Raw genomic sequence first — 22,801 nt, 5'->3', positions numbered from 1 at the left:
ATTCACCTCATTAATTCTAATTGATAGCTTAAAGCAGCTAAAGCATACAATGGAGCGGTTTCAGCTCTTAATATTCTAGGTCCTAAACTCACCTTAATAGCATCATCATAAAGATTAACTTCATTTTCAGTTAATCCACCTTCTGGTCCAAATATCATTAAAACCTTTTGTCCATGTTTAAGGTTAGAACCAATTTGATGAAATTTGCTTGTTCCCCCACTTTTAGCTTCTTCTTCATAAGCTATTATTACATAATCATATTCATTCATATTATCATAAATTGATTTAAAATTCGACTTATACTTTATACTTGGTATAGTAAGTCTCATACTTTGTTCACTAGCTTCTTTAACAATTTTTTGCCATCTATCTAATTTTTTAGATATTTTTTTCTCGTCTAATTTGACAATAGATCTTTCGGATTGGACAGCAATAAAATGATGCGCACCCATTTCAGTTGCTTTTTGAAGCAACCATTCATATTTATCGCCTTTAATAAGCCCACTCGCAATCGTTATATCAACAGGTAGTTCCGTTTGTCTTGTAATGTCTTCTACCGTTTCTAACTCAATGCTATCGTCATGAAAAGCAATGATTTTTGAAATTAACGACTTTTGATCTTCAAAAGTTAATATAATTTCTTGATCGATACTTTTGCGCATCACATTTTTAATATGATGTATATCATCTGTATTATGTATAAAAAAACGCTGATTTAACTCAGCGTTTTCTTGTAAGAAATATCTTTGCATCATTTCTCCTACTTTCTAGCTCGTATTGAAACCCAACCATCTTCACGTAGTACTTTTTCGATAGTATAACCAGTATTTTGTAGTTTTTCAATTATTTCATCGGATTTTTCTTCAATAATGCCTGAAGTAATAAAGTAGCCATTATCATTCAATCTTTCATAACTATCTTCTATCATTAAATCAATAATATGCGCTAATATATTTGCAATAACCACGTCATATTGTTCTGTTTCTTCAGTAAGCAAATTGCCAGTATCTGCGACGATATCTTTTTCACAATCATTGATTTCAAAGTTTTCTTTAGCAACTTTAATTGCTAAATCATCTAAATCCACCGCTTTAATGTCGTTTACCCCTAGTAAATGACAAGCTATGCTTAGAATACCTGAACCTGTACCAACATCAATCACTTTGTGTTGAGGTTGTACAACCTCTTCTATATGTCTTAAACACATACTTGTTGTGGGGTGGTCACCTGTACCAAAAGCCATACCTGGATCCAGTTTGATGCAAAGATCACCTTCGTTATTTTGATATCCTTCTTGTTCCCAACTTGGAACAATCGCAAATCTTTCAGAAGCTTTAAACGGATGGAAATAATTTTTCCATTCATTTTCCCAATCTGATTCTTTAATAATCGTTTTCTCAAACGATAAAATTTCTGACTGAATGCCATTTACATTTGCAATTGTTTCTTGAATTTCTTGTTCTAATTGATCCGTAAATACTAATTCATTAAAATAACATTTAACCCTAATATCATGATCAGGATAATCTGCGGGATTTAATTCATAAATCTCACCGTATACATCTGTATGTTCTTTCTCTAATTCTGCTGAATCTTCAATTACGACACCATTTGCACCTAATTCATTTAACAATGCTGTAACTTCTGGTTCTGCTTCGCTATTTATCATGATAGAATACTCAATCCAATTCACAGGCTATTCTCCTTTAAAAAACTTTTTGGCTCTGTCTTTAAAGCTAGATGGTTGTTCTGTAATAGTTTCTCCACCTATTTCAGCAAACTCACGTAATAGTTCTTCTTGTCTTTCAGTCATTTTATCTGGTGTTACAACTTTAACAGTTACAAAGTAATCACCTTTACCGTAACCATGAACGTTTTGAACACCTTTTTCTCTCAATCTAAATTGTTTACCAGTTTGTGTACCTGCTGGAACGGTTAATGATACATTACCAGTCAATGTAGGAACAGTAATTTCATCACCTAATGCTGCTTGAGGAAATGATAGATTTAGATCATAGAAGATATTGTCTCCATCACGTCTAAATTTACTGTGTGGTTTCACTCTGAACACAACATATAAATCGCCTGCAGGTCCACCATTTACACCTGGTCCACCTTTACCAGCTAAGCGAATTTGTTGGTCATTATCAACACCTTCAGGTACTTTCACTTTGATTGTAACTTTTTTGTTTTGAGTACCTTTACCATGACAATCTGAACATTTTTCTTCAAATACTTGTCCAGAACCTTCACATTCAGGACAAACTTTTTGCGTTTGCATTCTGCCTAGAATAGTATTTTGTTCAACTGTTACATGACCTTGTCCGTTACAGTACGTACAAGTTTTTTTCTTAGTGCCAGGTTTAGCACCATTACCATGACATGTATCACATTCTACATCTTTACGAACTGTAATATCTTTTTCAGTACCAAATACAGCTTCTTCAAATGTTAATGTCATGCTATATTGTAAGTCATCACCTTGTCTTGGAGCGTTAGGATCTCTTCTAGCGCCACCGCCACCAAAGAATGAACCGAAAATATCTTCAAAGCCACCGAATCCAGAGAAGTCTTGTCCTCCAAATCCTTGTGATCCACCGAATCCTTGTTGCGGACCACTATGACCGAATCTGTCGTATTGCGCACGTTTGTTTTCATCACTTAGCACTTCATATGCTTCTGAAATTTCTTTAAACTTTGCGTCAGCACCTTCTTCTTGATTGATATCAGGATGGTACTTTTTTGATAATTTACGATAAGCTTTTTTTATTTCATCTTTAGAAGCATCTTTGGATACGCCAAGTACTTCATAATAGTCTCTTTTTGCCAATGTAATCTCTCCTTTACACACTGATTTATAATACGTATATGAATTAAAAAAGTCAAAGCCAATCACATTGACTTTGACTTTTTAATGATTAGTATTATTTTTTATCGTCTTCGTTGACTTCTGTATATTCAGCATCAACTACGTCATCATCGTTTGAAGTAGATTGGCCTTCAGCGCCTTCCGCACCTTGTTGTGCTTGTGCAGCTTGTTCATACATTTTAACAGATAATTGTTGTACGATTTCTTGAAGTGCATCTTTTTTAGTTCTGATATCTTCTATATCAGTACCTTCAAGTGCTTTTTTCAATTCTTCTTTAGCTTCTTCAGCTTTAGCTTTTTCGCTTTCATCAACGTTATCGCCAAGATCATTTAAAGTTTTTTCAACAGTAAATACCATTTGGTCTGCTTCATTTCTTAAATCGATTTCTTCACGACGTTTTTTGTCTGCTTCAGCATTTTTCTCTGCATCTTGAACCATACGATCGATTTCTTCATCTGATAATGATGAGCTTGATTCAATCGTAATTTTTTGTTCTTTGTTTGTACCTAAATCTTTAGCTGTTACATTAACGATACCATTTTTATCGATATCAAATGATACTTCGATTTGTGGCACACCACGTGGAGCTGGTGGAATATCCGTTAATTGGAATCGACCAAGTGTTTTGTTATCTGCTGCTAATTGACGTTCACCTTGTAATACGTGAATATCAACTGCTGGTTGGTTGTCAGCTGCAGTAGAGAATACTTGAGATTTAGATGTTGGAATTGTTGTATTTCTTTCGATTAATACTGTAGATACGCCACCCATAGTTTCGATACCTAATGATAATGGTGTAACGTCAAGTAATACTACATCTTTAACATCACCAGTGATTACGCCACCTTGAATTGCAGCACCCATTGCTACTACTTCATCAGGGTTAACACCTTTGTTAGGTTCTTTACCGATTTCTTTTTTGATTGCTTCTTGAACAGCTGGGATACGAGTTGAACCACCAACTAAAATAACTTCATCGATATCAGAATTAGATAATCCTGCATCTTTCATTGCTTGGCGAGTTGGACCCATTGTTCTTTCTACTAAATCGCTTGTTAATGATTCAAATTTAGCTCTTGAAAGTGTTGTTTCTAAGTGTAATGGACCATTTGCGCCACCAGAGATGAATGGTAATGAAATTTGAGTTGAAGATACGCCTGATAAGTCTTTTTTAGCTTTTTCAGCAGCATCTTTAAGACGTTGTAATGCCATTTTATCTTGTGATAAATCTATGCCATTTTCTTTTTTGAATTCTTCAACTAAATATTTAATGATAACGTCATCGAAATCGTCACCACCAAGTTTATTGTCACCTGCAGTTGCTAATACTTCGAATACACCGTCACCTAATTCAAGGATAGATACGTCGAAAGTACCACCACCAAGGTCAAATACTAATACTTTTTGATCTGTTTCAGTTTTATCTAAACCGTAAGCTAATGCTGCTGCAGTTGGTTCGTTAATAATACGTTCTACTTCTAAACCAGCGATTCTACCAGCATCTTTAGTTGCTTGACGTTCTGAGTCATTGAAATAAGCTGGAACTGTAATAACAGCTTTAGTTACTTTTTCACCTAAATAACTTTCAGCAGTTGATTTTAAGTTTTGTAAAATCATAGCTGAGATTTCTTGTGGTGTATATTCTTTATCTTCAACTTTCTCTTTATAATCAGTACCCATGTGACGTTTAACTGATTGAATTGTATTTGGGTTAGTTACTGCTTGACGTTTAGCAACTTCACCAACTTGTGTTTCACCATCTTTAAATGCAACAACTGATGGTGTTGTTCTGTTACCTTCTGGATTTTGGATTACTTTAGGTTCTCCACCTTCTAATACTGAAACTACTGAATTTGTTGTACCTAAGTCTATACCTATTACTTTACTCATAAGAATTATTCCTCCAATTTATAATTAATTAATCATCGAGTTCATTATTCGTTTACTTTAACCATTGCTGGTCTTAAAACACGATCTTTCAATTTATATCCTCTTTGTAACTCTTCAGTTACAACACCTGATTCAAAGTCAGGATTGTTATCTTGCATTACTGCTTGATGTACATTTGGATCGAATGGTTGGTTGTAAGATTCGATTTCTTCTAAACCATTATCTTTTAATGATTTAAGTAAATCGTTATAAACCATGTCTACACCTTTTTTGAAAGTTAAGAAGTCTTCAGACTCACCTTCTTGTTTAAGTGCACGATCCATATTATCTAGCGCAGGTAAAACATCTGTAAGTACACGCTGTGCTTGATAATCTTTAATAATGCTTGCTTCTTGTTTCATTCTACGTTTATAGTTTTCAAACTCAGCGTATAAACGTAAGTATTTTTCTTCTTCTTCATTTGCTTTTTGTTTAAGTTGTTCGAGTTCAGCTTCCGGAATTTCGACTACTTTATCTTGCTCAACCTCTTCAACATTTTCTTCAGTTTCATTTGCTTCTACTTCTTCAGTAGCGACAGATTGAGTTTGATCATTAGTTTCATCGAATTGTTCATTTTGCTTTTCTTCCGTCATTTCATGCCCTCCATTTTCTTTCCTTATTTAAAAATGATTCAAAAGTTGAATCACTTTGTTATAATGCATTGCAGTTGGACCAATAACGGCTAAATGACCAGTTATATCACCAGAAATTTCATAATTGGTACTTATAATCGAAATACCATGTAAATCTTTATTAATTTCTTGTCCAATTTTGACACTTATCGAATCATTAGAAGTTTCATTTAAAAATTGAGCGATACGTTCAGATTCAAGATACTTTAAAATCGATTGAATCATAGATACATTTGTTACATCTAACGCGTCAATTAGGTGCATCTTACCACCTAGAAACATTTCTTCATTATGATCATTAATTTGCGTTAATAATGCTTGTTTAAAATTATTAATAAATTCTTGATCAATGAATGACAACGATAATGATTCTAACGTTTTTATCATTGTAGTTAAAGTATTTTGCTTAAAATATTGGTTTAAGTAGTTCATAAATTTCTCAATCTGTAATTGATTTAAAGATTCATGAATTTGAATATGAACTTTCTCTACATAACCATCTGTAAATACAATGACGCCCATGAGATGAGTTGGGCTGACTCTCACAAAATGAATTTCAAATATAAATCTTGAAAATTTATTCGGTCCGAGTACTACAGTTGTATAATGTGAACGATTTGAAATTTCTAATGCTAACCATTTAAGCATTGCGTTGACATCATATTGATTTTTATCTTGAAAATGTTCAAACCAATTTAAACTTTTCTTACTTTGAGATTTAGTCTCAAGTAATTGATTAACATAATACTTAATCCCTTGTTCAGAAGGAATACGACCTGATGACGTATGTGTCTTCTCAAGAAGGTTCAAATCTTCTAATTGTTTCATTTCATTTCTAACTGTCGCTGGACTAATCGGCAATTGATGCCTTTCAATAATCGACTTAGAACCAATTGGTTGTCCTAACTCAACATAATCCTCAACAATTACATTCAAAATTTGTAATTGCCTCTCAGTAATCATGTCATCACCTCGATTAGCACTCTATCTTCCCAAGTGCTAATTATAATTTATCAAATTGGTCAAAGAAAGTCAACGTTAAAGCATTCAATTTTTATATCTTTTTTTAATACATATTTTTAGCTTAATAAAAACTTCTCAAACACTTCATTCCCGATTATTTGTCCGCGATTACTTAAGCGTAAATAATCTTGTTCATCTAGTAATAATTCTTGTTCAATGAGTTCTTTCACATGTTGACCAAATACATCTTCTATTGATTGGTCAAACTTATTTTTGAATTTTGATTTAGAAACACCTTTTGTCATTCTTAATCCAAGAAACATTTCTTCTTCCATTTGTTCTTTCAATGACACTTCTGTACTTTGCAATACAGGCATTTCACCATTCTTTAATTTCTTAATATATTGATTAACCGGATTAATATTGCCATAGCGTACACCATTAATATAACCATGAGCACCTGCACCGAAACCATAATATTCTTCATTTTTCCAATATACTTTATTATGAAGAGATTCATGCCCTTCTTTCGAGAAGTTTGAGATTTCATATTGATTTAGGTTAGAATCTGCTAATTTCTTTTTCAAATGTTGATACATTTCTTCACCTAAATCTTCATTAGGTAACTTCAAACGCCCTTTTCTATATAAATTATAGAATTGCGTCTTAGGTTCAAGTATAAGTGCATAACTTGAAATATGATCTACATCAAGTGATAGTGCCTTATTAAGTGAATCATCAAATTGTTCTAATGTTTGACCTGGTAAATGAAACATAAGATCTAAACTTACAGAAGGAATTTTGTGTTTTCTAGATAATGTAACGGCTTTTTCAATATCGTCACTATGATGAGTTCTTCCTAACACTTTTAACAATTCATCATCAAATGTTTGAACACCTAATGACAATCTGTTCACACCATATTGTTTGAGTAATTTTATTTTTGCTTCTGTTAATTCATCTGGATTAGCTTCAAATGTATACTCTTTTGTAATCACAAATAAATCGTTAATAGCTTGCAGTAATCTTTCAAGTTGTGCTTCAGATAATGCTGTAGGTGTACCTCCACCAACAAAGACAGTCTCAACTTCTTTATCTTTTCTCGTTGACATCTCTTTTATCAAACAATCTAAGTACTCATCTACCGGCTGATTAGCAATATAGAACTTATTAAAATCGCAATAAGTACAAATTCTCACACAGAAAGGTATATGAATATATACACTTTTTGCCATATAAACGCTCCTTTAAAAATAGAAACAGCTACATATTATGCAGCTGTTTCAAAATTATTCTTCATCCATTTTAAGCACGGCTAAGAAAGCATCTTGTGGAATTTCCACATTACCTACTGATTTCATCTTAGCTTTACCTGCTTTTTGTTTTTCAAGTAATTTACGTTTACGGCTAATATCCCCACCGTAACATTTTGCTAAAACATTTTTACCCATAGATTTAATGTTTGTTCGAGCTACTATTTTATTACCAATTGCTGCTTGAACTGGTACTTCAAATTGTTGTCTAGGGATTAATGTTTTTAATTTATCTACTATTGCTTTACCTCTATCATATGCAAACTCTTTATGGACGATAAAGCTTAATGCATCTACTTTATCACCATTTAATAAAATATCCATTTTAACAAGTTTACTCTCTTGATATCCAATTAATTCATAATCAAACGATGCATAACCTTTCGTATTAGATTTCAACTGATCAAAGAAATCAAATACGACTTCAGATAATGGAAGTTCATAAATAATATTGACACGAATATCATCTAAATAATCCATCGTCTTAAAGTTACCACGTTTTTTCTGACAAAGTTCCATTACAGCACCCACATAATCATTCGGAACCATCATTGTTGCTTTAACGTATGGTTCATATATTCTGTTGATTTTTTGTGGGTCTGGGAATTGTGATGGGTTATCAATTTGTAATTTTTCGCCATCTGTTAATTCACATTCATAAATAACTGAAGGTGCCGTCGCAATCAGTTCAATATTAAATTCTCTTTCAATTCTTTCTTGAATAATTTCCATGTGTAGTAAACCTAAGAATCCTGTTCTGAAACCAAAGCCTAGAGCTTGAGAAGTTTCAGCTTCAAATTCTAAAGATGCATCATTAAGTTGAAGCTTTTCAAGTGCTTCTCTTAAATCATTGTATTTACTATTATCGATTGGATATAATCCACAGAATACCATTGGATTCATCTTTTTATATCCTTTTAAAGGTTTCTCAGCAGGTCTGTCAGCTAAAGTGATTGTATCACCAACATTGGAATCTCCAACATTTTTAATTGAAGCTACAATGTATCCTACATCTCCGACAGATAACGTATCAACTGGAAGTTGTTTCGGTGTATTAATCCCCACTTCAGTAACTTCAAATGTCTTACCTGTAGACATCATTTGAATTTTGTCTCCAGCTTTAACTGAACCTTCAACAACACGTATAGAAGAAATTACACCTCTATAAGCATCAAAAGAAGAATCAAAAATAAGTGCTTGTAATGGGTTATCTGGATCACCTTCTGGAGGTGGTACCATCTCTACAACTTTCTCTAATATGTCTTCAATTCCAATATTAGATTTAGCGCTTGCAAGTACAGCATCACTTGCATCTAAACCAATTACGTCTTCAATTTCTTGTTTAACACGCTCTGGTTCAGCTGCAGGTAAATCAATTTTATTGACTACAGGTATTAATTCTAAGTCATTGTCTAATGCTAAATATACGTTTGCTAACGTTTGAGCTTCGATACCTTGTGCAGCATCTACAACTAAAATCGCACCTTCACATGCTGCTAGTGATCTTGAAACTTCATATGTAAAATCGACATGCCCCGGTGTATCAATTAAATGTAAGATATATGTTTCCCCATCTTTAGCAGTATAATTTAATCGAACAGCATTAAGTTTGATTGTTATACCACGTTCTCTTTCAAGATCCATAGAATCTAATAATTGTTCTTTCATTTCACGTGATTCTACACTTTTTGTATTTTCCAAAATTCTATCAGCTAACGTAGATTTACCATGGTCAATATGAGCAATGATAGAAAAGTTTCTAATTTTATTTTGGCGCTCTAGGCGTTTAGTTCTGTCCATTTGAACTCCAACTTTCTCGTTAATTTTACATGTATTAAATGTAAGTCGCATCTTTGATATGATACCGTCTTTATGAAATAAATGCAAACGTATTATCAAACTATCAATAAAGTGTTATGCTTTATAAGGAATGTGTAAATAATCATTGCACTTATGCCCTACATTTGATAAAATATTTTTTGTTGCAATCAAAAATTCTTTGATCACGGACAACATATTTAGGAGGTGACTCTCATGCCAAACATTAAATCTGCTATTAAACGCGTTGCTGTTACAGAAAAGAAAGACGCTGCTAACATTTCACAAAAAAATGATATGCGTTCAGCTGTAAAAGCTGCTAAAACTGCAATCGAAAACAATGCTGAAAACAAAGCTGAATTAGTTTCATTAGCTGTTAAAAAAGTTGATAAAGCTTCTAAAAACAATCTAATTCATTCAAATAAAGCTGATAGAATTAAATCAAGCTTAATGTCAAAAGCTAACTAATTATGTGAGAGCGTGACACAGAACATTCTGTGTCACGCCCTTTTTTTATGGAATGAAATACCAACCTCACATCTTATATTTTTAAAATGAAAAGTTCTAATATGAGTACTTTATCCATATATGAAGATTTCAATTGGTAATCTGTATCAGCACAAATATCAATAGTCGATAATAAACGATCGAGTGATAGCTTTCTCGTAATACGAAGTGCCAGTTTAACCCTATATGGATGTACACCAATCGTTTTGGCTATTTGTTGTTCGCTATAATGTTTACCAGCAAGAATCTTACATTGATAATACAAGCGATAATTACTTGTGATTAACGCTAATAGCTTAATCGGCTCTTCTTTCATATTGATTAAGTCTTTCAGTAAATTAATAGACTTTTCTTTTTGACCCTTCTGAATATATTCCGTTAATAAAAATACATTCTGTTCTAGAGAACGACTCACAATTTCTTTAACGTCTTGTTTATTAATAACCGCTTCATCACCAATAAATAACACTAATTTATCTAATTCTGCTTTAATAATATTAAATTGAATACCTGTCAGTTCTAAAAATTCTATTAGTGCATCTTCTTTTATATCTTTATATTGTTCATGCAAATAAGATTTAATCCATTGTTTTATTTCTTGTTCAGTCATTTGGTCAATTTTATTGAGCCTTGCATTTTTCTTAACTGTTTTAACGAGTTTCTTTCTTTCATCTAATTTCTCATTAAATACATCAAATACGACTAACGTTTCACCATCATATTGTTCAATAAATTGAATTAATTGATCGATATTTTGATTGATTTGAGTACTAACTTTTTCTCCTGTAAATAAATAAGCATTCTTAATATGTACGACTTTTTTGTCTGAGAGGAATGGTAAAGTTAATGATTCTTCTATCGCGCTTGAAATAGGTGTTTCATATAAATCAAATTTAACATAATTGAAATCGTCTCTTTCTCCACCTAAATATTGATTTATAATTTCGTCAGATTTTTTCTCAATAAGTGCATTTACTGCACCATAATTCAATACAATATTGTCTTCCAAAATAAGTCTCCCTCTCTTATAAAGTTCTAATTAAGTATAGCATTTTTAAGTTTAATATCATATAATGAAAGTAAGTATAGGAGGGAGTCATATGAACAGATTTGAAGGTGAAAATACTCAAGGGCGTAACAATGATGTTAAAGACTCTGGATTTGGATTTATAATTGGTTTCGTATTCTTAGCAGCAATTTATATTATTGCACAAGTATTCAGTTTACTACCAAACTAATATATCAAATCCATTTATATAAGCTTACAAACGACTACTGTCGATTGTAAGCTTTTTTATTATGTTCTTGTAGTCCATTTGTCATCATCATGTTGTCTTTATTGATTTCAAATTGCACCATTCCGTAATCTTGTGTATTGAACACTTTACAATTGTTTTGTTTAAGTTTATTTACAATAGCCTCTTTCGGAAGTCCATGCCTATTATGTCGACCAGAACTTATGACACAAATATGTGGCTTTGCTTTGAATAAAAAGCGATCACTTGTACTTGTCAAACTACCATGATGCGCTACTTTTAAAATATCATAATTCCCTTTAAGTTGACTCAATATACTTTCCTCTACCTTTGCTGTTGCATCACCTGTTGTTAATATTGCTCTGCCAAACGTAGTGATTTCAGTAACGATTGATGTATCATTCTTATCTTCATAATTCGGACTATTTTGGTTAAAAAACTTATATGTCGATTCTCCAATCTTTAATTCGCTCAAATATGAGCTATCTACAATTTGTGTGTTCGTTTCTTTAACCTCTTCTAACAAATGTTTTAATTCAAGGCTATCCCAAGTCTTCTTATTAATAATTAAATGTTTGATTGATACTTGTTTACTCAAAGTACCTAATTCTCCCATATGATCTGCATGTGGATGTGTAATGATTAAATAATCAATCTTTTGAAATCCCTTTTCTTTAAGTTCGGGCACAATAATTGAATCTGTATAATTTGATATTTTACTTCTAGTTTGCCATGGTTTCTTCTTCAATTTATCTTTACCACCAGTATCTATCATCACAACTTGATTCACATCATGATGATAAGCAATCATTGCATCTCCTTGACCAATATCAAGAAATTTTAAAACAACCTCGTTATGATTAAAATGGTATGTGATTCCAATGACTAACATTGCGAAAAGGAGTAACGATGTTATATATTTCTTTTTAATAAATAACATTAAAACTAGTACTACAATAATGAGAATGATTAAATATATCCATTCTGAGAGATTTCTTACAACCAACTCATTTATTGGAATATGACTCATAACATCTATTAATTTAAAAGTTTGATTCATACAGATTTCTATTAGTGTTGTAAATAAATTGGGAACTTTACCAAAAGTGGCAAACATTAACATGAATAACATAACAAGTGGAAAAATAATTAATTCAAAAAGTGGGATAAAGATGAAGTTTGTTATAAACCCTAACCATTGAAAAGTATTAAAGTGAATCAGTAATATGACAAATGAGGATAATTGAGATACGACATTGATCGTAATGATTTTGTGGATTGTATTAAAAGACTTTATAAGTGGTACACATAAAATGATAAACGTGGAGACGATATAGGATAATTGGAAACCAATATCGAAAATAATGTGAGGATTATAAATTGTATAAACAATAAAAGTGATAGATAGTATTTGTAAAGCGTCTATTTTCATGATTTTATTCAAAATCATATAAACCATTACTACCCCTACTGCTCTAAGAACACTCGGACTTAAGCCAGTTAAGACAGCATATATTGGCAACAATATAAATATCATATTCTCGGCATGATGATATTTGATATTCATTCTAAGTAATAATTTAAATAAAAATATATTTAACAATGCGACATGTGATCCACTTACAGCATACAAATGATATATACCTAATTTCTTAAGTTGATCTATTCTTTCTTCACTTAAATAACTTGTATCACCTAACGTGAGCGCAATAATATCATCAACACCATCTATATCAAGTTGTTTCATCTCATAAATTAAATTCGTTCGATATAGTTGAATACGTTCGATAATAGATAATGACCGATTCGAACAAGTATTTAAAAATAAGTGTTCTATCTTAATAACACCTTTAATATCATGATTTTGCAAAAACTCAAAGTATTGAAATTTTAATGCGTTAGTATTAGGTAAAGTTTGATTAACAGAGTATGTAATACGGCAATTTTTTAAATAAGGCATTTTCTTCAAAAATTTAAGCTTTTCTTTTTCATTTTTAATCGTATAAAATGCTTTATACGTTTGATTATGGATTTGTCCTTCAGCTTGAAAGCCGTCTCCATCAATCGTTATCTTATCTCCAAACTGAATCATTTCAGTATAATTTTTATGATTTTTTGAAACTTTAAATGATTCGTAATATTGTATTGGATCATTCGGATAAATTAAGCAACCTATCATAAAAAATATAAAGCTCATCACCAAAATTTTTAATGATTGCCATTTAATATAGCAACTTATAACTAAGATAATGAGCATGACTATACTTACATAGGGATGTACAAAGAAAATTAAACCGGACAATAAATAAAGTGCAAAATAAAACCACATCTTATATATTAGTCCTTACTTCAAATATTTAATAATGTCTTCTGGATGGAAATTAATTTTTTCATAGTGTACACCAGACTGTTCTAGCAATTGTATTGCATATGTATGATTATGATAATCGTCAGCATAATAAATTTGTTTAATACCAGCTTGTATAATTGATTTCGTGCAATTTAGACAAGGAAAATGTGTAACATAAATAGTTGCACCTTCTGAGGAAACACCTAACTTAGCACATTGTATAATTGCATTCATTTCAGCATGAATGGTTCTTATACAATGACCGTCCACTACAAGGCAGCCATTATCTATACAATGTTCTTCTCCTGAAACAGACCCATTATATCCACCAGCAATTACTCTATTATCTTTAACAATTGTTGCACCAACAGATAATCTTTCACATGTTGACCTTAATGATAATAGATGACTTTGAGCCATAAAATATTCTTTCCATTCAATTCTATCCATTACACATCGACCTACCTTTCATATATTCTTATTGTAAAATTTAACAAGTATAAATGCAATTCAATTTAAAACGATAAAGTCTTTTAAACTTTCTACTGTTTTATCTCCAAATCCTTTAACATTCTTCAAATCATCCACAGTTTTAAATTCTCCATTTGTTTCTCTATATTGTAAAATGGCATCTGCTTTACTCGGACCGATACCAGGTAATTTTTCAATTTCTGATTTATCTCCTGTGTTGATATTAACTTCTACTTTATCATTAGAAGGTTGGTTTGTATTAACACTTGGCACATGTTCTCCAGTTATTGGAACATATATATACATTTGATCTTTAAGTCGTTCTGATAGATTGATTTTAGACAAATCTGCATTATGCTTTGTTTGAGCTTTCTTTAATACATCATGTACGCGATCCTTTGAAGACATTGAATATGTATTTGGATAATTAACAGCTCCTTTCACATCTACTACTACGTTTCTATTAACTTCTTTAGTAGATTTAGATTCATCCATCTTATCAACTGACTTCTCTTCTGAAGACTGTTGTTTAACTTCATTTATAGTATCTTGTTGATGAATAATAGCTTCATGATCATCATTACCAGTGAAAAGGCTATTACAAATAAAAAACAATACAACAATCATGATGATTGCAAGTTGATAATTCTCTATTATCCATTCTTTTATTTTATGAATGTATTTCAAAAAAACACCTCCTACATAATTAAACGTAGGAAGTGTTCTAAATTACTTTCGTGCAACTATAAAATGTCTATCGCCTTTTTCATCAAATTGTTCAATATTGAAATCAGTAAATACATTTTCAACTTTAAATCCAGCAAAGTCTAAAAGTTGTTTATAAAGGTCGATTTCATATGTGACTTGATAATGTTCTTCATCGAATCGTTCGTAAAGTCCATCTTCTCTTTCAATGAAAAATGACATTTGATGATATACACTATTTGGTTCTTCACCAGCAATAGCTTGCCAGGCTAAAGTTAATTGTTCGGTTTCATCAATATAGTTACGGTTATTAAATTGGTGATTCATCTTATATAGTGAATGCACATCAAATATAAGTAATCCACCATCATTTAAAAATTGATTAACATAGTTAAATACTTGAAGAACTTCTTCAGGGTCGGTTATATAGTTCAAGCTGTCACAAAAGATGGTAATTACATTGTAACTTTGAGGTAAGTCTAAATCTCTCATATCTTGACAATACCAATTAATATTAGGATTACGACTTTCAGCTACTTCTAACATCTCTTCACTTAAATCAAGACCACTTACGCGACCATATTCTAATAATTGCTCTGTTAAGCGTCCTGTCCCACAACCAATATCCAAAATATCGTTATCATTACCTGTAACATAATGACCGACGATGTGTTTCCATTTATCATATGGTTGATCTTCAGTTAGAAGGTCATAATAATGACTCATACGATTGTATGCCATTATTGTGCTACCTCATTTAGTGTAATAATTGGTGCGTCTTTATATAATCTTTCTAAATCGTAGTAATCACGTTCTTCTCTATGGAATACGTGTACAACAACATCGCCTAAATCAATTAATACCCATCTTGCTTCATTAAAGCCTTCTAGTCTTTTTACTAATACATCATTAATTTCCGCTTCGTCTTTAACATTTCTTGCAATAGCTTGAACTTGCTTGTCACTGTTACCATGACATACAACAAAATAATCAGCTATATCGCTAATACCTTTCATATCAATTGCAATAATATCTTCAGCACGTTTATCATCACATGCAAGTAACGTTTGTTTCATTAAATCATTTGAATTCATTTAACCATTCCTTTATTGTTCTGAATGCATATTATAATAATTTAAGCATTCTATAGTTTTTAAATGTACTGTTTTATCCTTATTAATTAAGTGTAACACTGTACGTTTTGATATTTCATAAACTGCTTTATCCAAGTTGCGTTCTTTAAAGACAATATCTCTAATTTCATCTACACCTGGAGTTGTTCTTTTAGGTTCAATATAGTCAGCAATAAAAATTATTTTTTCAGTCTTATTCATTTGTGCTCTACCAGTCGTATGATTATAAATTGCATAATAAATATCTTCGTCATTTATATCATATTGATCTTTAAGCCTTGCAGCAGCAACTGGTCCATGTAGTATTTCTGAGCCATAACTTAATAAATCTTGCCCTAGATCATACTGCGTTACACTTTGGTATAACGCTGAAAGTTCTTCATATTTACATAAATCATGCAGTATACCTGCTAATTCAACTTTTTTCATATCACCATCAAAGATTTCTGCCATTTTCTTACCTGTTTCGGCAACTCTCATAGAGTGATTATATCTTTTTGTTGGTAACGTTTCTTCAACCAATTTGACTGCTTTTTTAATTTTCATACAATCGTCCCCTTTTGATATATCTTTCAATTCGTGGCGTAACGAGCATCTTTATAGATTGACGATTTTTACATCTATTGCGAATGTCTGTTGAGCTTACATCAATTCTAGGAATGTGTAATGCTAACATCCCTTCTTTTACATCTTGTTTATCAACTTCTCTATTAACTACGACAAATGTTAATAATTCTTTCAATTCCGCAATGTTTCTCCATTTATGCAAATTCTCGTATTGATCTGAACCGATTACAAAATATATTTGATAATCAGGAAATTCTTGTTTAAATTCTTTAATTGTATCAAATGTGTAACTCGTACCTTTTCTATTAAGTTCTCTCTCATCAACTTCACCGAATTGCAAATCTTCAATAGCTAATTCTAACATTTTTACACGTTCTGATTCTATTAAATAAGATTCGTTATGTTCTTTAAGTGGTGATTGATAACTTGGTAAGAAAATGAATTTATCAGGTTGAACAAATTGATATGCTTCACTCGCAACTAACATATGTCCAATATGAATTGGATTAAATTGACCTCCATAGATCATGAGCTTTTTCATAATATTATGGTAGTTCTAATCTTTTATTTTCTTTAGATTCTTTATATAAGACAATAATATTACCGATAAGTTGTACGAGTTCAGCACCTGCTTGTTCAGCGATTGATTCAGCTACTTCTTTATGATCATCCATATTGTTTTGTAAGATATGAATTTTGATCAATTCTCTTTTTTCAAGTACGTCTTGCACTTGTTCTATCATATTGTCATTTAATCCACCTTTACCAATTTGGAAAATTGGATCTAAATGATGCGCTTCTTTTCTTAAATATCTCTTTTGTTTACCTGTTAACATAATGATCTCCTTTTAAGTTCCTCTTGTACTTTATTTCTCATTGATTCTATATGAGCTTCTTGGCCCGTCCATATTTTAAAACTTTCTGCGCCTTGATAAACGAACATATCCAATCCGTTATATATTGCAATACCTGCTTGTTCACATGCTTTGAGTAGCGGTGTCTTGTCAGGAATATAGATAATATCACAAACTAAACTACTTTTACTTATCTTCTCCACAGGAATAATGAATTCACTATGCTGAGTATTCATGCCTACCGGTGTCGTATTAATAATAATATCAAATGTATGAAGAATAGATTGAACATCTGTAAGACTTATTGTATTTATATCAATTTGCCAATTATCAAATCTAGACATTGTTCTATTTGCTACTGTTATTTTATGATTCGTGAACTTCTGCATTTCCGAAACAATACCTTTACTCGCACCACCAGCACCGAGCACTAAAATTTTACGTTCTTGAATACTACCATAATGTTCAATTAAACCTTTAACAAAACCAATACCATCTGTATTATACCCAATCCATTTATTATCATGTATTAGAACGGTGTTAACAGCACCAATATGCTTAGCATTTGATGATACTTCATCTAAATAAGGCAAGATGGATTCTTTATGCGGTATTGTAATATTAAATCCATCTAAAGCTTTTTCATTTATAATTTCTTTAATTTGTTTAAATTGTTCTGGTGGGATATCTAAAGCACCATATTCATCTTCTCTACCTAATGCTTCAAAATTTGCTGCATGCATAATCGGTGAAAGTGAATGGCTAATAGGATGTCCGATAACTCCAAACTTCATTTAATTCACCTCTTATAAAATAGATGTTCTTAATGTAACTTCAACTTCTTTAGGTGCCGTAACATGTATTTCTGCACCTGCATCTACAGTTACAAATCCTAATCCAGAAATCATAACATCTTTTCTTTCAGCTTCAGTTGTAATCTTAGTTGTTTTTAAGTTGTCGAAGTTAAAGTTCGTTGGATCATATGGAGGTTTAAGCAGTTCACCAATTTGACGTTTCCATAAATCATCAGCGTTTGATAACTTTGTTCTATGAATGTGTACGTCGTTTGATACAAAACATGTTAAAGAACGTCTACCGCCACTTACATAATCTACTCTAACTAAACCACCTAAGAATAAGCTTTGTTCTTCGTTTAATTGATACACTTTAGGCTTAATTTCTTTTTTAGGCATAACAACTTTTAATTCTTTATCTGTAACGTAATGTGTCATTTGATGACTTTGAATAATACCTGGTGTATCAAACATATATGAATCATCATCTAATGGAATATCAATCATGTCTAATGTTGTACCTGGAAAATGACTTGTTGTAATCACTTCTTTTTCGCCAACACTCTTTTCAATCAATCTATTGATTAATGTAGATTTACCTACGTTTGTTGTACCCACTACATAAACATCTTTACCATCTCTAACTTTCTCGATAGTTGATAATAAATCATCAATTCCTTGATTTTTATATGCAGAAATCAGTACAACTTCGTCTGGATTAAGTCCAAAGTCTTTCGCACGATTTCTTAACCAAATTTCAACTCTTCTTTTATTAATGGCTTTAGGTAAGATATCCATTTTATTCGCGACAAGTACAACTTTTTTCTTACCTACTATATCTTTTAAGCGATGTATCATTGATCCTTCTAAATCAAATACATCCACAACATTGACGATTAGACCATCTTCATTGTGAAGAGATTTCAACATATTTAGAAAATCTTCACTTGTTAAATCAACATCTTGGACTTCATTATAATTTTTAAGTCTAAAACATCTTTTACAAATGACATCTTCTTTATTCAAACTTGATTGTGGAACGTATCCAGCTTCATTCGGATTTTCAGATTGAAGTGTTGCACCACAACCAATACATTTAGCAAACTCTGTCAAATTTATTCCTCCCAGTTAATTAAACCTTTTCTCTTAAAGTAATTTAAAAATCTTCTTTCAATTAATCGATTGAATTTCGTAACGAAACCGTCTGTCTTTTTCACAGGTACGACCATAATTGTATATAATCCGTTTCTATTTCCACCAAACACATCTGTTAACATTTGATCACCAATAACAACTACTTCAGACTTATTGACGTTCATTAATTTAGCTGCTTGTCTAAAAGCTTTACCACGTGGTTTACGCGCTTTAAAAATATAATCAATATTTAATGTTGATGAAAATGACGCAACACGTTCTTGATTATTATTAGAAACAATCGTAACTGTTATACCATTATCTTTCATATTTTCAAACCAATTTCTCACTTCATCTGTTGGATCTTTAACATCCCAACCAACTAATGTATTATCTAAGTCTGTGATAATTGCTTTTATATTTTTAGATTTTAAATGTTCAGGTTCGATTTTAAATACTGATTGAACATATTCATTTGGTAAAAAATATTTTGTAAATAATCCCATTATTACACCTCAATATTATCTTTTATTTTAACATAAATTATATTTACATTCCTTTAGTTCAATACAAAATAAAAGTGTTGCAAATCACTTACGATTCGCAACACTAAATATTATTCTGTAATTTCACGGTCAGAAGATTTTTCAACTTCTGTATTCGCATAAATCACATAACCAACAAGTGCTGTAGCAATGACAGCGATAGCCATTAATATTAACATGAAACTGCCTCCTTATGCCACTCTATTTAATAATAATTTTACAATTTTACTAGAATTGACGCAAGCTACTTTTAAAAATTCTTCAAAAGTAACATCAGATTCTTTATCTGCTAAATCTGAAACAGCTCTCGTAACAATAATAGGCACATTATATTGGTAACAAGTTTGCGCAATTGCACCAGCTTCCATCTCTACGACACTTGCAGTAGGAAAGTTAGATTTAATCACTTTACGCTGATCAATTGAGCCAATGAAACTATCACCTGTAGCAACTTCACCAACAATACCATTTAAATCAAGTTGTTCTATTGATGATTTAGCTAAGTCAATTAATTCCTTATCAGTTTCATAAACTTCTGGCATACTTGGTACTTGTCCCAATTTGTAGCCAAATGCCGTTGCATTGACATCATGATAATAAACTTTATTACTAATAATGATATCACCAATATTTAATTCGCTATCAACAGAACCTGCTGATCCCGTATTGATGATTAAATCTGGTTTAAATTCATTGATTAGTAATGTTGCTGTAATTGCAGCATTTACTTTACCAATACCACTTTGTGCTAATACAACTTGTTTATCTTCTATATTACCTTTATAAAAAATAACATGTGCAATTTGGATTGTTTCTCTATTTTCAATAGATGACTTTAATATTTCTACTTCTTCTTCCATTGCTCCAATAATACCAATCATGCTTTATCACTCCATCATATTCATTCAATATTTATATTAACATAATTAGTATACTTTGAAATAAGTTTTTAACTATTCCACAAACTTTGTAAGCCTTGTAATGATAATACCCCTGCTATTAATGTTGTAACAACAGCAACAACACCAATTACAATCATCCAAGTTGGGTGTTTATAGTCACCAACGATACTTTTCTTCTTAGAAGCAATTAAAATTGTTCCTAAAGTTACTGGTAAAATTAAACCGTTCAATGCACCAGCAATAATCAACAATTTAACTGGCTTACCAATTGTTAAGAATACAATAGATGAAACAACTATAAAGATAATAATAACTAAGTTTCTATGATTTTTAATAGATGGATGTAATGATTGAATAAATGTTGTACTTGTATATGCACAGCCAATTACGGATGATAATGCAGCTGCAAATAATACAACACCGAATACTTGTTTACCGACAGGTCCTAATACATGTTCAAATACAGAAGCTGGTGGATTGTCTGGATTTAAAGTGAATCCTGTAACAACAACACCAAGTACTGCTAAGAATAAAAATGTTCTCATTATACCCGTTGTTAAAATACCTGAAATGGCCGCTCTATTTACAAATGGAATATAGCCTTTTCCAGTGATACCCGCTTCTAACAATCTATGAGCACCTGCAAATGTAATATAACCACCAACAGTTCCACCAACCAATGTGATGATTGGTACGATGAGTTTACTAATATCATCAGGTACAATCATTTTTTGTGCCGCTTCGACAACTGGTGGTTTCGTTAATACCATTACATAAGCAACAATGGCAATCATGAGCACACCTAAAATTTGTGTAATAATATCTACGACTTTTTGTGCGTTTTTAACAACAAATATTAAAATCGCTAATACGCCTGTAATACCTGCACCAATTCTTACATCTAAACCGAATATCGCATTAAGTCCTAGTCCAGCACCTGCAACGTTACCGATGTTAAATGCTAGCCCACCAATAGCGATTAATATTGCGATAAATGTACCTAACCCCTTAAACACATCATTCGCGATATCTTGTCCACCTTTACCGACAACTGTGATAACGCGCCAAATATTAATTTGCGCACCGATATCAATCAGAATAGATGCAAGTATTGCAAATGCAAAGCTTGCAAGAAATTGCTCAGTAAAAACTGCCGTTTGAGTTAAAAATGCTGGTCCAATAGATGAAGTAGCCATTAAGAATACTGCACCCCATAGAATTCTTCTATGTTTATTTGTTATTTCAAACGGTTGATTTAACTCCTCATACCCTTTATTTTGCTTCATACGCTTTCCTCCTATTTCATTGCACTAATTTCTATGCCTTCAGCTTTAAACTGTCGAATAATTTCTTGAACAAAATCTAAAGCATGTTGTCCGTCTCCATGTACACAGATTGTATCTGCTTCAATCGGAATTTCATTTCCATTTATCGTCATAACTTTAGATTCTTTTACCATTTTAATAACTTGTGCGACAGCTTGGTTAGTATCTTTTATAAGCGCGCCTTCTTTTTTTCTTGAAACTAATTGGCCATTATCTTCGTATGCACGATCAGCAAATACTTCGCTCTTATACGTTAAATTATGACGTTTACATGATTCGATTAGTTCACTGTTAGATAAACCAACAAATAATAATTGATCATCAAAATCTTTCACTGCTTTAACAATTGCATCGGCAATTACTGGATCTTTAGCACCCATTTGATACAACGCACCATGTGGCTTAACATGGTGTATTTTTGTTTGATGTATTTTACAAAATCCAGATAATGCACCTAATTGATAAATGACTAAATCATAAACTTCTTCTGGTGTAACATCTATGTTTCTACGACCAAATCCAATTAAATCTTGAAATCCTGGATGAGCACCAATATGTACATCATGTTGAACTGCCAATTTAACTGTTTCATTCATAACGTGCTGATCTCCTGCATGAAAACCACAAGCGACATTTGCAGAAGTAATTAAAGGTAATATACTTTCATCATTACCAAGTTTATAGTTACCAAAGCTTTCTCCTAAATCACAATTCAAATCAACTTGTACCATAA

25 protein-coding genes are annotated in these 22,801 nt (G+C 31.6%); 2 read left to right on the top strand and 23 right to left on the bottom strand.

Annotated elements, in window-relative coordinates:
* Positions 1-2 precede the first annotated feature (2 nt).
* From LQ677_RS04545 to lepA, 8 genes are all read right to left on the bottom strand, one after another.
* Positions 3-752 (bottom strand): 16S rRNA (uracil(1498)-N(3))-methyltransferase, encoded by a 750-nt coding sequence (locus LQ677_RS04545; RefSeq protein WP_126477619.1) that lies wholly within the window; start codon positions 750-752, stop codon positions 3-5.
* A gap of 8 nt (positions 753-760) precedes the next feature.
* Positions 761-1,693: a 50S ribosomal protein L11 methyltransferase gene (gene prmA / locus LQ677_RS04540; protein WP_126477525.1), complete on the bottom strand. Its 933-nt coding sequence runs from the start codon at positions 1,691-1,693 to the stop codon at positions 761-763.
* A 3-nt stretch (positions 1,694-1,696) separates the two neighbouring features.
* A complete protein-coding gene (gene dnaJ / locus LQ677_RS04535) occupies positions 1,697-2,830 on the bottom strand; it encodes a molecular chaperone DnaJ (RefSeq protein ID WP_037588347.1) in 1,134 nt (377 codons plus the stop codon).
* 94 nt (positions 2,831-2,924) lie between these two features.
* Positions 2,925-4,760: a molecular chaperone DnaK gene (gene dnaK, locus LQ677_RS04530; RefSeq protein WP_191835624.1), complete on the bottom strand. Its 1,836-nt coding sequence runs from the start codon at positions 4,758-4,760 to the stop codon at positions 2,925-2,927.
* A 44-nt stretch (positions 4,761-4,804) separates the two neighbouring features.
* Entirely contained in the window at positions 4,805-5,392 is a 588-nt protein-coding gene (gene grpE, locus LQ677_RS04525; RefSeq protein WP_037588350.1) for a nucleotide exchange factor GrpE, read from the bottom strand.
* Between the two features lie 27 nt (positions 5,393-5,419).
* Positions 5,420-6,394 carry a heat-inducible transcriptional repressor HrcA gene (gene hrcA, locus LQ677_RS04520; protein ID WP_191835625.1) on the bottom strand — a complete coding sequence of 325 codons (975 nt, stop codon included), beginning with the start codon at positions 6,392-6,394 and terminating at the stop codon, positions 5,420-5,422.
* Positions 6,395-6,510: 116 nt separating this feature from the next.
* The gene (gene hemW, locus LQ677_RS04515) at positions 6,511-7,629 is read right to left on the bottom strand and encodes a radical SAM family heme chaperone HemW (RefSeq protein WP_191835626.1); all 1,119 of its coding nucleotides are present in this window, start codon (positions 7,627-7,629) and stop codon (positions 6,511-6,513) included.
* Between the two features lie 54 nt (positions 7,630-7,683).
* A complete protein-coding gene (gene lepA, locus LQ677_RS04510; RefSeq protein WP_049318748.1) occupies positions 7,684-9,507 on the bottom strand; it encodes a translation elongation factor 4 in 1,824 nt (607 codons plus the stop codon).
* A 234-nt stretch (positions 9,508-9,741) separates the two neighbouring features.
* On the opposite strand from lepA, the gene rpsT reads away from it, so the two are divergent.
* Entirely contained in the window at positions 9,742-9,993 is a 252-nt protein-coding gene (gene rpsT, locus LQ677_RS04505; RefSeq protein WP_025904213.1) for a 30S ribosomal protein S20, read from the top strand.
* Positions 9,994-10,066: 73 nt separating this feature from the next.
* On the opposite strand, the gene holA is transcribed toward rpsT, so the two are convergent.
* Positions 10,067-11,041 carry a DNA polymerase III subunit delta gene (gene holA / locus LQ677_RS04500; RefSeq protein ID WP_191835627.1) on the bottom strand — a complete coding sequence of 325 codons (975 nt, stop codon included), beginning with the start codon at positions 11,039-11,041 and terminating at the stop codon, positions 10,067-10,069.
* Between the two features lie 91 nt (positions 11,042-11,132).
* On the opposite strand from holA, the gene LQ677_RS04495 reads away from it, so the two are divergent.
* Positions 11,133-11,270: a YqzM family protein gene (locus LQ677_RS04495; RefSeq protein ID WP_075577996.1), complete on the top strand. Its 138-nt coding sequence runs from the start codon at positions 11,133-11,135 to the stop codon at positions 11,268-11,270.
* Positions 11,271-11,304: 34 nt separating this feature from the next.
* Here LQ677_RS04495 and LQ677_RS04490 read toward each other — a convergent pair whose 3' ends face one another.
* The 14 genes from LQ677_RS04490 to pxpA form a co-directional block, all read right to left on the bottom strand.
* Positions 11,305-13,485 carry a DNA internalization-related competence protein ComEC/Rec2 gene (locus LQ677_RS04490; protein WP_239748129.1) on the bottom strand — a complete coding sequence of 727 codons (2,181 nt, stop codon included), beginning with the start codon at positions 13,483-13,485 and terminating at the stop codon, positions 11,305-11,307.
* 147 nt (positions 13,486-13,632) lie between these two features.
* The gene (locus LQ677_RS04485; RefSeq protein WP_037588364.1) at positions 13,633-14,088 is read right to left on the bottom strand and encodes a ComE operon protein 2; all 456 of its coding nucleotides are present in this window, start codon (positions 14,086-14,088) and stop codon (positions 13,633-13,635) included.
* A 60-nt stretch (positions 14,089-14,148) separates the two neighbouring features.
* Positions 14,149-14,796, bottom strand: a complete 648-nt coding sequence (locus tag LQ677_RS04480; protein WP_191835629.1) for a helix-hairpin-helix domain-containing protein — start codon at positions 14,794-14,796, stop codon at positions 14,149-14,151.
* A 42-nt stretch (positions 14,797-14,838) separates the two neighbouring features.
* Positions 14,839-15,558 (bottom strand): class I SAM-dependent DNA methyltransferase, encoded by a 720-nt coding sequence (locus LQ677_RS04475; protein ID WP_374199836.1) that lies wholly within the window; start codon positions 15,556-15,558, stop codon positions 14,839-14,841.
* Positions 15,555-15,908 carry a ribosome silencing factor gene (gene rsfS / locus LQ677_RS04470; RefSeq protein WP_025904219.1) on the bottom strand — a complete coding sequence of 118 codons (354 nt, stop codon included), beginning with the start codon at positions 15,906-15,908 and terminating at the stop codon, positions 15,555-15,557. Before rsfS ends, LQ677_RS04475 begins: the two co-directional genes overlap by 4 nt.
* Positions 15,909-15,920: 12 nt before the next feature.
* Complete coding sequence (gene yqeK / locus LQ677_RS04465; RefSeq protein WP_159315590.1) at positions 15,921-16,493, bottom strand: bis(5'-nucleosyl)-tetraphosphatase (symmetrical) YqeK; 573 nt, start codon at positions 16,491-16,493, stop codon at positions 15,921-15,923.
* Complete coding sequence (gene nadD, locus LQ677_RS04460; RefSeq protein ID WP_037559799.1) at positions 16,483-17,055, bottom strand: nicotinate (nicotinamide) nucleotide adenylyltransferase; 573 nt, start codon at positions 17,053-17,055, stop codon at positions 16,483-16,485. Before nadD ends, yqeK begins: the two co-directional genes overlap by 11 nt.
* A gap of 4 nt (positions 17,056-17,059) precedes the next feature.
* Positions 17,060-17,350 (bottom strand): ribosome assembly RNA-binding protein YhbY, encoded by a 291-nt coding sequence (gene yhbY, locus LQ677_RS04455; protein ID WP_103360667.1) that lies wholly within the window; start codon positions 17,348-17,350, stop codon positions 17,060-17,062.
* On the bottom strand, positions 17,344-18,162 hold the full coding sequence (gene aroE / locus LQ677_RS04450) for a shikimate dehydrogenase (protein WP_191835631.1): 819 nt from the start codon (positions 18,160-18,162) through the stop codon (positions 17,344-17,346). Before aroE ends, yhbY begins: the two co-directional genes overlap by 7 nt.
* Positions 18,163-18,174: 12 nt before the next feature.
* Positions 18,175-19,275 carry a ribosome biogenesis GTPase YqeH gene (gene yqeH, locus LQ677_RS04445; RefSeq protein WP_191835632.1) on the bottom strand — a complete coding sequence of 367 codons (1,101 nt, stop codon included), beginning with the start codon at positions 19,273-19,275 and terminating at the stop codon, positions 18,175-18,177.
* 2 nt (positions 19,276-19,277) lie between these two features.
* Positions 19,278-19,802 (bottom strand): YqeG family HAD IIIA-type phosphatase, encoded by a 525-nt coding sequence (locus tag LQ677_RS04440; RefSeq protein ID WP_191835633.1) that lies wholly within the window; start codon positions 19,800-19,802, stop codon positions 19,278-19,280.
* A gap of 230 nt (positions 19,803-20,032) precedes the next feature.
* Positions 20,033-20,722 carry a 5'-methylthioadenosine/adenosylhomocysteine nucleosidase gene (locus tag LQ677_RS04435; protein WP_126477531.1) on the bottom strand — a complete coding sequence of 230 codons (690 nt, stop codon included), beginning with the start codon at positions 20,720-20,722 and terminating at the stop codon, positions 20,033-20,035.
* Positions 20,723-20,790: 68 nt separating this feature from the next.
* Positions 20,791-22,029: an NRAMP family divalent metal transporter gene (locus tag LQ677_RS04430; protein ID WP_103360755.1), complete on the bottom strand. Its 1,239-nt coding sequence runs from the start codon at positions 22,027-22,029 to the stop codon at positions 20,791-20,793.
* A gap of 11 nt (positions 22,030-22,040) precedes the next feature.
* Entirely contained in the window at positions 22,041-22,799 is a 759-nt protein-coding gene (gene pxpA / locus LQ677_RS04425; protein ID WP_037588380.1) for a 5-oxoprolinase subunit PxpA, read from the bottom strand.
* Between the last annotated feature and the right edge of the window lie 2 nt (positions 22,800-22,801).

Origin of the sequence: Mammaliicoccus sp. Q-M61 (genome assembly GCF_022386055.1) — a bacterium.
Classification (GTDB): Bacteria; Bacillota; Bacilli; order Staphylococcales; family Staphylococcaceae; genus Mammaliicoccus; species Mammaliicoccus sciuri_A.
This window is presented reverse-complemented; position numbering and strand designations above follow the sequence as displayed.